General features: G+C 59.2%; 10 protein-coding genes. 2 read left to right on the top strand and 8 right to left on the bottom strand.

What is annotated here, in order from left to right; translation table 11 throughout:
• A partial coding sequence (locus BYZ73_RS23585) for a hypothetical protein (RefSeq protein WP_220086846.1) occupies nucleotides 1–288 on the top strand: 288 nt, incomplete at its 5' end.
• Between the two features lie 274 nt (nucleotides 289–562).
• Here BYZ73_RS23585 and putP read toward each other — a convergent pair.
• Nucleotides 563–2,032: a sodium/proline symporter PutP gene (gene putP / locus BYZ73_RS15075; RefSeq protein WP_112316579.1), complete on the bottom strand. Its 1,470-nt coding sequence runs from the start codon at nucleotides 2,030–2,032 to the stop codon at nucleotides 563–565.
• A 1,099-nt stretch (nucleotides 2,033–3,131) separates the two neighbouring features.
• On the opposite strand from putP, the gene BYZ73_RS22410 reads away from it, so the two are divergent.
• Entirely contained in the window at nucleotides 3,132–5,018 is a 1,887-nt protein-coding gene (locus tag BYZ73_RS22410; RefSeq protein ID WP_146746308.1) for a putative Ig domain-containing protein, read from the top strand.
• A 38-nt stretch (nucleotides 5,019–5,056) separates the two neighbouring features.
• Here BYZ73_RS22410 and BYZ73_RS15100 read toward each other — a convergent pair whose 3' ends face one another.
• The 7 genes from BYZ73_RS15100 to BYZ73_RS22420 form a co-directional block, all read right to left on the bottom strand.
• On the bottom strand, nucleotides 5,057–6,925 hold the full coding sequence (locus tag BYZ73_RS15100) for a TniQ family protein (protein WP_112316581.1): 1,869 nt from the start codon (nucleotides 6,923–6,925) through the stop codon (nucleotides 5,057–5,059).
• Nucleotides 6,922–7,905, bottom strand: coding sequence for a TniB family NTP-binding protein (locus BYZ73_RS15105; protein WP_245943171.1), 984 nt, complete (start codon nucleotides 7,903–7,905; stop codon nucleotides 6,922–6,924). Before BYZ73_RS15105 ends, BYZ73_RS15100 begins: the two co-directional genes overlap by 4 nt.
• 4 nt (nucleotides 7,906–7,909) lie before the next feature.
• Complete coding sequence (locus BYZ73_RS15110; protein ID WP_181498071.1) at nucleotides 7,910–10,117, bottom strand: Mu transposase C-terminal domain-containing protein; 2,208 nt, start codon at nucleotides 10,115–10,117, stop codon at nucleotides 7,910–7,912.
• 22 nt (nucleotides 10,118–10,139) lie between these two features.
• On the bottom strand, nucleotides 10,140–10,862 hold the full coding sequence (locus BYZ73_RS15115; RefSeq protein ID WP_112316583.1) for a hypothetical protein: 723 nt from the start codon (nucleotides 10,860–10,862) through the stop codon (nucleotides 10,140–10,142).
• Nucleotides 10,863–11,268: 406 nt separating this feature from the next.
• A protein-coding gene (locus tag BYZ73_RS15120; RefSeq protein WP_281269486.1) for an IS5 family transposase occupies nucleotides 11,269–12,038 on the bottom strand; the annotation gives its coding sequence in 2 pieces (ribosomal slippage) (nucleotides 11,269–11,699 and nucleotides 11,699–12,038; 771 coding nt in all).
• A gap of 215 nt (nucleotides 12,039–12,253) precedes the next feature.
• On the bottom strand, nucleotides 12,254–13,588 hold the full coding sequence (locus BYZ73_RS22415; protein WP_146746309.1) for a hypothetical protein: 1,335 nt from the start codon (nucleotides 13,586–13,588) through the stop codon (nucleotides 12,254–12,256).
• A gap of 495 nt (nucleotides 13,589–14,083) precedes the next feature.
• Nucleotides 14,084–15,337, bottom strand: a complete 1,254-nt coding sequence (locus BYZ73_RS22420; protein ID WP_146746310.1) for an AAA family ATPase — start codon at nucleotides 15,335–15,337, stop codon at nucleotides 14,084–14,086.
• Between the last annotated feature and the right edge of the window lie 389 nt (nucleotides 15,338–15,726).

Here is a 15,726-nt window from a genome sequence, read left to right on the forward strand (position 1 = left end):
GTGAGGCAGCCGGAAAAATCCAACTTCCGGCGGTCCAAGGTTGGGGAGCAGGGCACACATGAACAGGGCAGACCGGCGAGGGTCTATGTGATCATCCGGGATGGAACAGTTAGGCGCTTTGATCGATACGTTTTCAGAACCGTTTACCTCGATACGAATGCCGTTGAGAGTGATTTCGGTTCACTGTTTCCCAAAATACGCCATCCTGCAGACGCTCAAGCGAGTTTCGCAACGGTATCTGCCGTCGGCGGACCGTTGCAGCCCCAGGGCGTGCCGCAACCGCAATGAACGACCGCTTTCGGATTCCGCAGGCAGCTGGGGCCGGGATGCTCAACGCCGGCAATCGGCAGCGAACGAGCAAGTTTCGCCCGCCAACGCGCGGCGTGACGGTGGACCGGCCGAAGGCGCCCCCCCTTCGCGGCCTTGCGACGGCGGATCATCGATCGTCCCCCTCAAGGTGGATCTGCAAGCTCATTCGTGCCAGCACTCCCGCGGCCGAGAGTCCCCATGGCGGCAGCGTGGGCAAATGCAGAGGCCCGCTTTCGGCCTCTGCCTACAGGTCTCATTCATCCGGTGTGGCTATCGTCGACCGGAACTCGCCCCGATCCTCGGTCGCAAGGCTGACGAGGTAGATCGCGAGCCATGCGAGCACAAAGCCGGGGATCATCTCATAAAGGCCGGTGACCGCTTTCAGACCGGTGAAGATCCAGAGCCCGACGGTCGCCGCGCCCACCACCAGGCCCGCCACGGCGCCGGAACCGTTCATGCGCGGCCAGGTCAGGGACAGGATGACCAGGGGACCGAATGCCGCTCCGAAGCCCGCCCAGGCGTTGGCGACCAGCCCCAGGACCTCGCTTTCCGGATCGCCTGCAATCAGGGCGGCGACGGCACCGACGGCAATCACGGAGATGCGCCCGATGGCCACGAGGGTCTTCTCGGAGGCGCCCCTGTTGAGCACGAGCTTGTAGAAATCCTCGGCCAGCGAAGAGGACGAGACCAGAAGCTGGCTCGAGACCGTCGACATGATCGCGGCCAGAAGAGCTGCCAGAAAGAAGCCCGTGATCAATCCGGGAAACAGGGTGTCGGCGAGATAGATGAAAATCGTCTCGCTATCCTCGATCACCACGCCGTTGCGCTCGACATAGGCGCGGCCGAAGATGCCGACGCCCACCGCACCGATCAGCGCGATGCCCATCCATGCCATGCCGATATTGCGTGCGGTCGCGACTGCGGCGACGCTCTTCACCGCCATGAAGCGGACGATGATGTGCGGCTGGCCGAAATAGCCAAGGCCCCAGGCGAGCAGCGAGATGAACCCGATGAGCGTCATGTCGGGGGACCAGAGCTTCAAGGTGAACCCCTCGACCCCGGAGAGCGTCTCCTGGGCCTGGGAGAAGCCGGCGCCCTTACCGGAATAGAGCACGATCGCGGGCATGATGATCAGCGCCAGCATCATGATCAGCCCCTGGCAGAAATCCGTGAGGGACACGGCCAGAAAACCGCCGACCACAGTGTAGGCCAGCACGACGCCGAGGGTCAGCCAGACGCCGAACTGGTAGCTGCCGTCAAAGGCGCTCTGGAAGAGCTTGCCCCCCGCGACGAGGCCCGAGGCGGTGTAGACGGCGAAGAAGACCACGATGATCACCGCTGAAACCATGCGCAGCGTGACGCCCCGCGACGGGAAGCGATTGGCCAGGAAGGCCGGGATGGTCAGCGCGTTGTCATAGCGCTCGGTCTGTTCTCTCAGGCGCGGCGCGACGACCATCCAGTTGACGAGCGCCCCCAGAAAGAGGCCGATGCCGATCCAGGCTTCGACCAGACCAGAGGCATAGAGGGCTCCGGGCAAGCCCAGCAGCAGCCAGCCAGACATGTCGGACGCCCCGGCGGAAAGTGCGGCGACGGCGGGGGACAGATTTCGTCCGCCAAGAATGTAATCCTCGGACGTGGCTGTCGATTTCCTGTAAGCGTAGATCCCGATCCCGATCATCAGGAGGAAATAGGCAGCCAGACTAATGATAGCTCCTGTGGACACGTGTTCTCCGATTCCTGTTCATGCAATCTTCGGGCCCTATCCGATCCTGCCACACACAGGCAATACGGGTCGTGGCGCCTGACCACGAATGCGAGGACCGTCACGGCTGGCTCGATCTCTTGTCCCGCGCAGATCGCGGCAGGGTCGAGGGCCGGTTTGGCGATGCACGAGTCTTGCAGGGCCAAGATCGGCATCTGCGATGCTGGTGCGGTCGCGGCGAATGTCCCGGGTGTGGTTGTCTTGTGGGCGCAGCTTGGGACGCGGCACCGAGAGCCGCCACCTTCAAAGGGCCGCCAGCCGCCCGCTGGCCGGCATGCAATTCGCCAGGGGCGGAAAGATGCAGCAGTGCCGCAGGGCGGGACGCGGCCGGCCGGTGGGGTTTTGCGGCGGGCTTGCGTCCCCGGCCGGCGGGTGGATCCGCGGCGGGAGACGCCTCGGGTTCCGGCTCCTCCGGTGGCGGCAGGGCGTCGTCGGGTTCGGGCTCCGGCAGGGCGGCCTCCGCCTCGGCCGTCCGCTCGGCGGCGATGTCGGCGGCGCTCTGGATGCCTGGAGGTCCTTTCTGGCGCATTGCGCCACGCCCTCGGGCAGAGCTTCTGCTGGAGGGGGATGTTGAAAAGAACCCGGCCGGATTTGCCCTGAGGGATGCCGAAAGCGCGGCTGGCCGTCAACGCCGCGCACCAGGACGGAGCGCTCCGACGGAGCATCGAAGGCCGCAAATCCGCCAGACGCGCAAGCCACTGATATAAAAAGAAACCACCGACTGCAGCGCAGCCGGTGGTCATTAATCCTGTGCCGGAATGGACAAATTACCCCGGAAATGGACAGGTTTTAGTGGGTCCTACAACATCAGCTCTCGAAGTGCAAGGTAATTGTCCTTTGTCCATTCCCGCAAGCCGTTGATTTCGCTTAACGCTTAGCAAAGCACAAGCAATCCACTTTGTCCATTGGCGTCGAATTTCTTGTCCATCAGGATTGATGGACAGGAATATTGAGCCAAATCGATCTTTACATAACCTGCAATTTGCCATTTCTGGTTATCCACATCCCTGATCATCTCTGAAGCGAAATTTCGTTTTTCCATAATTGGAATTCCGTTAAAATGACACTGCCCCTGCCCCACCGCCCGAAAAGCTGCGTGTCCCATGTCATTCAAGAGAGATTAAAGATGAAAGCCAAAGCTCTGACCGCTTGCATGATCTTCTTGGCCGCTACCACGACGCTGGCGCGGGCAGAACCTTTTGATTTCCATCTTTCCGCAACCGCAAGCGGGTTCGACGCAGCGGGTGGCGGCAATGGAAATGGCGCCGACATCAATGATGACATCCCGGACGAGTTTTCCTTTCCGGAGATAATCAACTGGGAAGCCGGTCTTGCTGCATCAGCGGAGACGACCATTACCGGGATCACGACCCCCACGCAGGCATCCATCACCGGAGTCGGCAATCCGAAGCTTCGGATTGCCGATAGTGGTCTTGTTTCAGGGGGATCGATCTCGAACGGTGAAAAGCTGACTGTCAGCCTGGTTCCACCGGATTGGGAGAGTACATATGCCGCTACTGTCAAAGTGGGGGAAATCTCCAAGCCTTTCATTGTCAAAACGGGAATTCAGCCTGTCTCGATTTCGCTTGCTGATGTCGAGGAAATCTCCGCGACACAAAATGAGCCATTCAGTCTCGACCTGAAGGCGTTTGCCACCGTAACGGGTGGACCAAAAGCCGACCCGGCCAATCCATCCAAACTGTCCTGGTCGATCGGAGATGCGGGAAGCGCCCTGCCCCAATGGCTTTCGCTTGATGCATCGACCGGCATCCTCTCAGGAACACCAACCAAAAAAGAATCAACATCTTTTGAAGTTGTTGGAAACTATCTGGATGCAGATGGACGACGGGTATACCGGATCGATGTTGCCGGCGTGGTTCTGGAAGCTGTCCAGATTTCAGTGGGAAATATTTACGCTTGCGCTGTCATGACGGATGGAGGCGTCAAATGCTGGGGAGACGGGTATAAAGGCAAGACGGGCCAAGGATCGGAAAATGATATCTTTGCTCCGGCGGATGTAGCGACGCTCGGAAAAAACGTTCGTCAGGTTTCTGCCGGGGGCGATCACACCTGTGCCGTCCTTAAGGACAATACGGTGAAGTGTTGGGGATCCAACGCGTTTGGTCAACTTGGAAACGGAACAACAACGACAAGCTTCGTTCCTGTTACGTTGACTGGCCTCACAGATGTTGATCAGATTGTTGCCGGCTCGACACATACTTGCGCCACTTTAAAATCGGGAGGTGTCAAATGCTGGGGCGCAGGTGGAAGAATTGGAGATGGCACCCCCAGCAGTCGACATATCCCGACATCGGTTTCCGGCATTGCTGAAGTCGTCAAGTCCATCTCGATCTCGTCGCAGGGCAGCCACACATGTATTGCGACGAACGGCGGGGAAGCAAAATGCTGGGGGCCCAACACTTATGGACAAATTGGAAATGGAAATACAGATTTTGTTTATTCCCCTTATACGATGACGAACCTGGGAGGGAAAGTCCGATCAGTTGCCGTTACAGATCGAAGCTCTTGTGCCCTTCTTGAAAACGGAAGCGTCAAATGCTGGGGAAGGAATGATTCCGGATTGCTTGGCAATGGTGGAACCAACAACTCCTTTGTTCCAGTTGATGCTGTTGGACTGTCCTCCGGCGTGACATCGATTTCTGCTGGTCAATGGCATGTTTGCGCAGTTCAAAACTCTGGTTTGAAATGTTGGGGTACCAATAGCAGCGGCGACCTCGGGAATGGAGGCACCCAAAGTAACCCCGGCAATATTCCGGCCATTGTTCTTGGTCTTTCATCAAACGTCGCAAGTGTTTCCGCCGGTTCAAAAAATACTTGTGCCTTGATGATCTCCGGCGGAACAAAATGCTGGGGTTATAACATTCAGGGAAGCGTCGGTGATGGGACCGGGGTTCAAAAAAGTTCGCCGGTGGATATCACATACTGATTGTGAGACAAAACCAGGGGCGCCTTCGGGTGCCCTCTTCATGTCAACCAGATGTCGACGGGCGCCGCTCGAATATCGGCCCAACGGTAAACCCTGACGCCGATTTCCTCCGGGTCCACCACCGGCTCGACGCCCATCTTCTTCAGGGCGTGGCTCAGTTCCATGTGATGCAGCCCAGTCTCCATGCAGAGGTTGCCGTGGGTCGCATATTCGCACTGAAAGTCCGCAAGATCCTGCGGCATCAGCCAGATCCCGGCCCTGGCAAATGCCGAAACCGGGACCCTTCGCGAGCGCAGCAGCGGCCCCCCGGGCCGTTCGGCAAGCAGCGCTCGGCCGACACGGAGCGACACCTTCAGGATCTTGAAAGCCTCGCTCGGACCATAGCCAAGCGGCCGAACCGTCGCAAACCGAGCCAGTTCGACAGGGTCAAGGCGCACCGCCGCCAACCCGTTCTGTCCGGCCAGCCGCGCGGCGCTCGTCAGTTTGCCGTCGAACAGCGCCGGGAGGATCACATCCAGCGTAACCCGCGAGAGTTCGGCCGTGCGGGCGAGTCCGTGACGCCCCTCCGGTTCTCTCCGAATGACCGGCAGGCGGCGTTTCAGATCCGCCATCAGCTCTTCCACCTCCCGCCGGTCGATGGCGCAACGACTGTTTCCGATCTCGATGCCCCCACGCCCGATGGGCTTGAGAATGCCGCAGTCAACCATCAATTGCGCTTGCGACCTCGTGCAGTTCATGAGCTTCGGCAGTTTGGAAACAGGAACGGCGTTCTTCAGCAGTTCAGCCAGTCGCTCGCCCTCCGCGACATCGAGCGTGACGAGGGTATCCGGCTGCTCCTCGCAGTCGGGGGCGACGGCGCCGCAGGCTTTTAGGAAGTTCCGCAACGTCTTCGGATGGACCTTGATGTGCTCGGCCAGGGACAGAACACTGTGGCGCCGCCGCACCGGCAGAACCTCGCCCAGGACTTCATCCCCCGGCACCACGGCCATCGTGTCGAAGATGTGCTCCCGAAGGAGATCCCGGATCGGGCCGACGTCCTTTTGGTTCGTGCCGTAAGCCAGCCACTTGAACATCTGTCCGAAAACCTTTTGCGGTCCCACTTTCCCGTTTCGGTCCCTGAACGCATCCTGCACCGTCTGCAGCGCTTCACGGACCCCTTCCGCGCCGCGGCTGGTGTAGTGCCAACCGGTGCGGCAGGCCTCGTCCCGTTCCGCCAGCGTGAGATCGCTCGTCACGCGGTCCCGACCGAACTCAAGCAAGGTGCCCAGCACTTCGGTGGTGCGCGCTGCCTGTTCGATCCCTTGTCCGTCGAGCCAGGCTGGCCCGGTCCCTCCCTCCAGCCGTGAGATCAGATAGTCCTGCAGCCCCGACGGTGCCCGCCGTTCCAACCCTTCAGCCAAGGCGGCAAGGGATTCCCCCTCTTCCGGCACCAGCAGCGACAGTTCGTGATAGATCGAATCCCAGGACTCCCGTCGCCGTTCCACGAGCGGCAAGCCGTGAACCGGGCAGGTGAGCACATGGCGCAGCGTCCAGATCAGCTTCCCCCGTCGATGGGCATGCATGTTTCCGCCCGCCCGGTCGTCTTCGGCCAAACAGGCCGGGCAGAAGGCGGTCATCGCACCCTTGGTGAATTCGAGCGGAAAGACTTCGTCGCGCAGGGCAAATCGCCGAACGCCAGCGCGTTTCAGGCGGTTCTGCGCAACAACGGCCGGATCCTGGCCGGTCACCTCGCAGAGCCTCTCTACCGCATCTTCCGAGTTGAGAACGATACTTTTCGGTTCGATTCCGAAGTCCCGCAGGAACGGCACGAAGCGATCGCCGGTGTGGAGGGCCGCCAGACGGGCGGCCCAGGAGAGCAGCGTCTCTGCCGGATCAAACGGCAGGAACGGTCTCAGAAGTTCGGTCATTGCGCTTTCCCCTTGCGGGTCTTTCGGGTGGGGGCGATCAACGCGGACGGCTGGTCAGGATCGATGGAGCCCCAGTTCGGGCTGAGAAAAACGTTGCGCTCGAGGGGGCAGCCCTCATCGAACGCCCATGCCTCGGCGAAATGCTGCACGTTGAGCCGCGTCGCGCCGTGTTTCATGGCCCATTCGATGGCCTTGATCGCCGTCTCGAGCGTGCGTCCGAACCGGTAGCGGCTGGCATGCATCAGCCGGTCCACCAGATCGGCCTCCCTCGGCGGCTCGAGTCCCGCCTTGCGGCAGTAATGCGCGATCACCGAGGCAATGTCCGGGCCGTTCAGCGCCGGCGTGACGGAAGGCAGCACCAGCGTCGAGAAGCGCCGCTGCACCTGCGGGTCGGTGCGGATCAGATCCCGCAGTTCGTCGGTGCCGGACAGGATCACGATCAGGGCGTCATCGCCCTGCATCAGCGATTTCAGCCCGCGCAGGATGAGCCGCCGGTCGTTGCAGAACAGGTCGTGCGCCTCGTCGAGGCAGAGCACCTTGATCCCCTGGTCGAACATCCGGTAACGGCAGAGGGACCAGATGCTCCAGGCCTCCCGGCGGCTAGAGATCTCCGGATAGCCCGTCGCACGCAGCACCTCGAAACCGACACTCTTGAAGGTGGCCGGGCTGGGGAAGTTCAGGAACAGGTAGTGGTCCTGCTCTGCTCCCGCCGCGGCGCTCAGCGCCGGATGGTTCGCGAGGTTGCGCCTGATCACCGTCGATTTGCCGCTGCCGGGACCGCCCGTCACGATCACGCCGCGGGTTTCCTCGTTGCCGGAATGGCGGACGGCCTGGGGGAGGAGGTTGCCCTCTTCATCCCTCTGCAGAAGCCGGTCGAGATGTTCGCGGAACATCTGGTCGCGCTCGGTCCGGAAATAGATCGAGCGGAGGGTTTCGGTGGTGGCGGAGATTTCCGCCGGGGTGCGAGTCATGGCGTTCATGGGGTTACTCCTCGATGATCCAGGAAGATTTCGTAGGGACGGGCGCCGCAACGGTGTCCGGCGTCGCGGGATTTTCGGTGTTGGTGGCAGGCACGGTCACGGCAGAGGTCGGACGTTCGACGGCCGACGGTGCGCCGACGGGCGAAACGGTGATCGGCACCTCGGGCACGGACAGCCCCAGTTGACCGTCCGTTTTCACCGGCCGGGGGCTGGCATCGTTGAAGGAGACGTGACGGAACAGGTTGTCCTCGACGTCCTGTTCCCGCTTCTCCGTCCACTCCATCACCATCATGTCGGCCGCGAGCCGGGCCTGGGCGACGCGCTCATCGATCGCCCGGACAGCAGCCAGCATGATCGACCAGTCATGCGATCGACTGCGGGGATCCGCAGCCCGGACATTGCGCCAGGCGGCCATCCAGACCTGGATGCTGACGCCGTCCAGCCCGGGCCGCGTGGCCGGGACTTCCTTCCAGACGCCGCCGACGCAGACCATGATCGCGCCGATGTCCTCAGGCAGCCACCGGATCTCCATGTCGCGGATCGGGTTCTGGCAAAGGGATTCGGCGAGATCCTCGCTGTGGTAGTGAATCCCGAACAGGCGGATACCTTCCTTGCTCAGCTTCCGCACCGTCGTGTTGCCGAAGACGAGCCGGCGCGTCGTCATGTCCGGCGCCGGACGGACACCCCACTTCGCTTCCAGCTCATGCCAGACCTCGCGCGGACTTCTGTAGTTCAGCCCGCGGTGCGGGGCGTTGTGGTAGTAGTCGACCGTCCAGCGGGTGATGGCGAACAGCAGGTCCTCGATGGTCAGGGCGGCGGTCTTCGTCGGATCGGCATCGCCTTTCTCGACCACCGAGCCAAAGGTGCGGCCGGTCAGGCGGGCCATCAGCGAGATCGACATCGTCCGGAACAGCCGCTCGATCCGGGCCCGCAATTCCGGCACCCCGGCAATCGCGCGTTCGGTGGTGATACCCAGATTGGCGCAGGCATGCCGGAACAGGGCGGATCGGAAGGCCGAACCGCCGTCGGTGACGATGTGCTCGGGAAGGCCCATCATGTCCCAGAGCGACAGGGCGCCAACCGCATCGGCCCAGCCCCCCTTGTCGCGGGTGATCATGTGCAGAACCTGGAGGGCGGCACTGCCCTTCGCCTCGGCGGAAATGGCGAAGCCGACGATGCAGCGCGTGGTGGCGCAGATGGCGACCGTCAGTTTCCACCGGCCGATGCTGCCGTCGAGGCCGAGCATCTGCTTTTCATCATGGGTCAGAACATCCCAGAGACCCGTGGAGGTGAGGATCGCCATGATGTCGATCGTCCACTCGTCCATCTCCACCCGTTGCAGCGGGCGGGTCAGGGGAAGTCCGTTGGTGACCGGCCGGAATCGCTTGCGCGCCGCGTCTTCACCGTAGCGCGCCGCCACGATCACGAAGGGGCCGAAGCCATGGATCGTGCGGCGCAGCGTGGCCTTGGAGGGCACGATGAGGCGGGAAAGGCCCTTACGCGCACGGTCCGCGTTCCGATCCGCGAAGGCGTTGACCATCTCCTCATACACGACCTGGATCGTCGGGCGATTGATGTTCAGGTATTTCCGCGCGGCGGCCATCAGCAGCGCCATCTCCTCGATACGGAAGGAGCAGCCACGATGCCCGCGTTTCGCCATGGCATCGACGAGGCCGGAGACGCCGTGGCCTTCGTAACTCTTCAGCCAGCGGCGCAGGCTGCGGGCGGACGGCGGGTTGATGCTCCGCTCAATGGTCCCGAACCTGCCCGGCCCGGCATCGTCCGGACCCTGCAGGTATTCCATCGCCTTCCGGCGCAGGGCCGGCATGTTGGCTTCGATCGAGGCGTCGGTCTTCACGATCGCCTTCGCGTTCCACATGTCGAGGAAGGCCAGGACGAAGGCCTCCCGGTCGGTCATCCGCTGCCGCACCGAAGCGGCGAGGGCCGACGTCATGACGGCCGGCACCTCCAGCCGCTTGACGGCCGTTTCGGGCAAGAACCAGTCGGGTTCGTGCCGGAGCTTGCCTTCGCTGGCGAGCCGGCTGAGCTGCCGGTGACTGAAGGTTTCCGCAACGCCGGTCCCGTCGGCCCGCTCCAGGGCATAGCCGGTGTCGTTGCTGTAAGCCGGCCGCCATTCGACGCCGTTGATCGTCACGCGGTCGTGGGTGGACAGCGCAAGGCGCCGTCCCTCGGAGTTCAATTGAAGGGTCATATCTTGTCCTTGAATGTTGGGATCAGGCGGCGAACTCGATTGTCGGATCCTCCAGCAGGACCGGATCATTCGCGGGCGCGGCGCTGCAGGTGACACGGATCTCCGGCGACAGCCGGCCGAGCTCGGCCTGTTGCAGTCGGCCAGCGGCAATCAGCCGGAACAGGGCGCGCGTTCCTCGCGCACCAAGGCCGATTTCCCGGCTGAGTTGGTCCAGCCCCTTGATGCCGCGGATATCCTCGACGACTTCGGCGGCCCGGGCATCGGCTTCGGGATCCGGATGGCGCATGCCGTGCAGGAGCCAGGCATTGTGGACCTCCGTCGGATCGAGGTCCTGTTCGGTAACCACGCGGACGTCGTCGATGACTTTCAGGGCCACCGCCTGCGCCCGGATGATGCCGAGTTTCCGGAGGAATTTCGGGGTGGCGAAGCGCGCGGCCTTGAAGGCAAAGGCGGTCTTCGTCCCGTCCTGGTGAACAGCGACGCAGTCGAAGTAGTGGGAGAAGACCTCACCGTTCTCGTCGAACCAGTCGAACCGCACCTGTTCGCGGATTTCGCGAACATCCGGGCGATAGTGCAGGCACAGAATGCCGTTCATCTCGAGGTGGCTTTCGGTCTGGGTGATACGGCCGGCGCCGCCGCCGATGACGACATGGCCGGAGAAATGACCCTTCGACGCGAGCGGGACGTCGCGATCGGCGATACTGAGGGCGGGAAGTTGGATGTCCCCGTTAGGCAGGATCTGCATGTGAACCTCGCATGGCGACGGTTCGTCCCCGGCAGACCATCTGCCGGGACCGGACGCCAAGATGCTGTTCAGCGGGCCGCGCCCTCAGGATGGAGGGTCGAGGTCGCGGGAACGGAGAGATGGGAATGCGGTCAGCGGCCCTCAGGAACAGGCGCAGCCTTTGCGATGAAGGCCGGCTTGCCGGGAGCGCAATAGGTCAGACAGGGGATCATTGTTGCCTCGTCAAAACGCCAGAGCACCAGCCGCGGGGGGCTGGGCTCGGATCAAGAGGAGGCGGGAAGCACCACGGATGGCGCTTCGGTGCCGCCGTTCGTTAGACTGTACGAACCCGCAACGCAAGCGGAATTGCGAAGTTGGATAAAGTGTCGCGAACTGGGCGCGTCCTAGGCTCCAGACTCATTGATCGTCAAAGCCAGAAGATGACGGTTGCGGCGAGGGCTATGGCGGAGAGGAATGTCTTTGCGCATCTGTCATAGCGGGTCGCGATGCGGCGCCAGTCCTTCAGTCTGCCGAACATGATCTCGATCCGGTTGCGCTGCTTGTATCGGCGCCTGTCGTAGCGAACTGCCTTTCCGCGCGACTTCCGGCCCGGGATGCAGGGGCGTATCCCCTTGTCTTTCAACGATTCTCGGAACCAGTCGGCGTCGTAGCCCCGATCGGCGATCAGCCGTTCTGCGGCAGGCAGGCTGTCCAGCAGGGCCGCGGCACCGGTGTAATCGCTGACCTGGCCCGCCGTCATGAAGAACCGCAGCGGGCGCCCCCTGGCGTCCGTGACGGCGTGCAGCTTCGTGTTCAATCCACCCTTCGTGCGCCCGATCAGGCGCCCGCGCTGATCGACGGGCCCCCCTTTTTCGCCCGCAGGCTCGAAGCCGTGCGGTGCGCTTTCAGATACGTCGCGTCGATCATGACAACCTTTTCCTCGCCGCCTTCGGAGGCCAGCCCCTCCATCATCCGGGCGAAGACACCCATGTCGCTCCACCGCTTCCAGCGGTTGTAGAGGGTCTTCGGCGGGCCATACTCCCGAGGCGCATCGCACCAGCGCAACCCACTGCGATTGATGAAGATTATTCTGTTCAACACGCGCCGATCATCGACCCGCGGCTTGCCATGGCTCTTCGGAAAGAACGGCTTCAACCGCTCCATCTGCTCGTAGGTCAGCCAGAAAAGGTTGCTCATCATCACCCACCGTCAGTCCGCGAGCTTGAATCATTCAACCGCAGCGGTTTCAAGCAGATCAATGGGTCTTGAGCCTAGCCGAGATCAGCTATCCGCTTCAGATCGTTGTTCGCGCTGCCGCGGCCATAAGCGTCGATCAAAGTGCGAAACTTTGATTGATCGACTTTTCGCACTCCTTCCCCGCACTGAAGTACGGGGTCTGCCGCGATTCTTGATCAGGGCGATGGCATGATTCCTACCCGCCCAATATGTCCCCCGGCATCGGGTGAAGCATAAGCAATGTAGCCGTTTTTGGCCGCAGTCATCCATACAGCAAATTGCGATCCAAGAAGAGGATCAAGAGTGAAACCCGGTTTTGAAACCACGATTCCATCTGCTATCCTAGAGACATCGAAAACAGAAATCTCTGTGTCCTTCCTCATAAGAAGTTTCAGCCCGTCAGACGAAAATTCTATCCCCGGGTAAATATCTCTCCTGTTGCTAATCCAGTTTTCGAACGTCATCGTTTTTTTCAACACAAAAGATCCGTTTTCAATGGAGAAAAAATCGAGACTAGGGCCTTCACTCTTAGAGTCTGATATTCTGATGATTGCAGCTTTCGAGCCATCGAAAGATAGAGCAAGACGGGATAAAGACATGGTAATGCCAATTTCTTCATAAGAGAAAATTTTCCGGTTTTTCCATTTTCCATTATTGTTTTTTGTAGCTAGCCAGATACTGGAATTTGGTCCTGCCGCAATCTGAACAAAGCCATTCAGGGCATCTGACCAGACTGGAACACCTTCGACGGAAAAATCTGCAGTTACAGGAGATTTACTGATGCTTGATCCTGTAAAATCGATAAGATTTTCGGATATCATAAGAGTTTTTCCATCACTTGACATGGCAAATTCATAATACGCTCCACCTGACTGAGCACCAAAAGATGGCTGTTCCTCAAAGAGAAATTTCTCCGTAGCCCCATCGAATGAATAAAAACTCACTACAGGAATGTAATCTGAGTTGTCAGAATACCGCCTATTCCAGACAGCAAATAAAGATCCATCTCCATTGATGGCAAAACTTGAATCTGGGATAGGATAACTATTTTTGAGAATGACGGTCCTTACAAGATCAGGAACGCCATTCTCCATTGAGTATATGTGAATCTTCGGAGTGCCGTAACTTCCTGAGTAACCATTTTCAAATACAAAAACATACCTTCCATCACTGGAAATATGAATACCTTTCGAAACTGCATTTCCACAGTTCATATAATCATATGGATTCGGACAATTAAATATTGTCGATTGTGTCGGCGGGCAAAATTGCACGGTCAAACCAGGACGATCCCCGGCCAAAAAAGAATTTGCTCCAACTGACCATTCACTGGCCGTCTTGTGCGGGATCATGACCGGGCTGGCATTGTTGTTGGTGATCTGGCGACAGATCCCATGCGCCATCACCGCCTTCGTTTTTCCCGATGCGATCTGCGTCATATCGCTATCATTCGCAGCGGCTGGCATCGCACAGAAAGCTGCACCAAGAACAACAAAAATGAACTTATTCATGGCATTCTCCACTTCCGGAACTGAAACTCCATGCATCAAATTATTCTATGCGAATCTGCCGAAATTAGAAACGCGGATTCTCTCAATGGAGCTTAAGACTGTGGATTACGATTAATCACAACGTGCAACTTGCATCTTGATTGGCCTAATGATCACTGTTTAGAGGCGAGCCTCCAACTATCAATGATCGGAATCCTTCAAGGAATCGCGGCGAGTTACGAGCACGAGAGTCGATCGTCACCTTGGAATCCTCGCAACCAGACAAGGCAATTCGATGTACTAAGGGTCGGTGAATGCGATGAGGATCTTATCCGCGATACCGCCGGGCTCTGCCAATTGCCACCCGAACCCTCGCCGACCTGTCAAAGTCGACAAGTAAAGCCATCAATCCCGCAAGAGATCTTCCCCAACTGCGAAATGGCACACTGATGGAGCGGCCGATCCTGCTGATCCCCTACTCAGCGTGGACGCGCTTGGCTGCAGGAGCGGCGGCAGCTACATAGTCCACACCTTCGCCTCTCGCAAATAGTCGGGAACTTCATGCCCGCGCGTTGCAGGATGATTCTCCAGCACCATTCGTAAGGTACGGACCGCATCAAAAGCTTGACTAATTAATTCGCGTTGCTCGGCGACGTATTTCTGGTCGAACTCGTCATCCTCTACAATGTGTGCCGGCTTCTGGCGAACTTTGCGTACCGCTCGGAGATTAACAAAGAGTTCCGCCAATGCGGCTGGGTCAGCTGGCATGAACTTCGCGCCGATCCATTCTTCGAGGAGTTGGATCGTGCCTTTCGGCTGTGTGACTCTGTTACCATCTTCATCGGTCAGGTTGCGATATAGCTCCAAATCCCCCCGAAAGAATTCTCGGTTAAAGTCATCGCTCAAAAGCTGATCAAGTAGCAACGCAAAGTCTCGAAATTCTTTCCTGGTTGGCCTTATCAAAATGCCGAATCCACGCGGGCGCCTTGAATCGCGATACTCAGTACGAAACAGCTTTGGTTTCCCCATAAGCTCACACATCTGATTTATTTCAACCTTCTCTTGCAAGAAGGCGTCATAGATCGACATCCGCTCAGGGAAGTCCCCGATGATCTGAGTTCGGTAAAAATCAGGATGCAGCTTATACGAACCCGGTAACTCATGCTTCTGCATCTCGATCTGCTGTGCTTCTGGCAGGTCATGCAAGTATCGGATAAAGGCAGCCAATGCTCGATGCATTTCATCGTCATAGGCGAAGCCGAACTCAAAGAATTCGAGACCATCAAGAACCACTGCACGTTCTGCTACCTGAGTCCCTTTCTTCTGTAGAATACGGCCGTGAATGTCATCGACGTCAAAGTCAAACCGTGGGTCATTGCGATACCATTCAAGAGCACGGAGATCGAAGGCGCGGTAGCTGAGTTGTGGCGCGCCTTCTTTCAGAGCCCGTGTATATGGTGCGGTTTCGTTGGCTCCAGCTTTTCGCTCCTTCAGCAGCTGCGGGGTGGGGTACAGGCACCCCTCAAGTCCGAGAGCATCGATCTTTTCGAGTTGGACCTCGACTGAATCCGCTGGAAAAGCCTTAATATGAGGATTCGGATGTGAATCACCGCGCACTAAGTCCAGAATGCCGTCGGAGATCAGCTCTCTGATTGCTGCAACATCCGCTGCGCTTGTCATCGAGAACACGCCAAGCCCATTGAAGTCACCTGATCTAAAATAAAACTCCGATACCTCTTTGAGGATTGCTTCTTTGCGATCAGCACACATGATCTGGTTTCATGTTCTCTTGTTTGGATTCCGCCGGCGGCGACCTCATGCCACCAATGTTCTATGATAACACGCCTTGCAGAGCCATCAATAGCGGTTACCAACATCGCCTGTGACGCGAACCCGGAAACGCTGCGCTCTGCAGCATCTGTCAAAAATGGCTAAGACCGGACTTCCTCTTCGCATTGCATGAAGTGGGGAGGGTTTTTCGATGCTGGCCACGGCGTGTGGCTTCATCTGGGTGTGACCTCGGGCCGCATTGGAACACCTCCCAAGAAGGAAGCCGCGGGGGGCCAGGAAGTGTTCATGGGGAATGGGGGGCGCGGGCGCTGGCTGGGGGCGGTCTCGGCTTGGGATCATGGTTGCTTTGCCGATCATTTAATTCAGAA

This window comes from Rhodovulum viride, assembly GCF_003265965.1.
GTDB lineage: Bacteria > Pseudomonadota > Alphaproteobacteria > Rhodobacterales > Rhodobacteraceae > Rhodovulum > Rhodovulum kholense.

What these genes read in the sequence shown, in the direction of transcription:
- BYZ73_RS22410 (WP_146746308.1), top strand. Translation starts at nt 3,132, where the DNA reads ATGACACTGCCCCTGCCCCACCGCCCGAAAAGCTGCGTGTCCCATGTC.
- BYZ73_RS15100 (WP_112316581.1), bottom strand. Translation starts at nt 6,925, where the DNA reads ATGACCGAACTTCTGAGACCGTTCCTGCCGTTTGATCCGGCAGAGACG.
- BYZ73_RS15105 (WP_245943171.1), bottom strand. Translation starts at nt 7,905, where the DNA reads ATGAACGCCATGACTCGCACCCCGGCGGAAATCTCCGCCACCACCGAA.
- BYZ73_RS15110 (WP_181498071.1), bottom strand. Translation starts at nt 10,117, where the DNA reads ATGACCCTTCAATTGAACTCCGAGGGACGGCGCCTTGCGCTGTCCACC.
- BYZ73_RS15115 (WP_112316583.1), bottom strand. Translation starts at nt 10,862, where the DNA reads ATGCAGATCCTGCCTAACGGGGACATCCAACTTCCCGCCCTCAGTATC.
- BYZ73_RS22415 (WP_146746309.1), bottom strand. Translation starts at nt 13,588, where the DNA reads ATGAATAAGTTCATTTTTGTTGTTCTTGGTGCAGCTTTCTGTGCGATG.
- BYZ73_RS22420 (WP_146746310.1), bottom strand. Translation starts at nt 15,337, where the DNA reads ATGTGTGCTGATCGCAAAGAAGCAATCCTCAAAGAGGTATCGGAGTTT.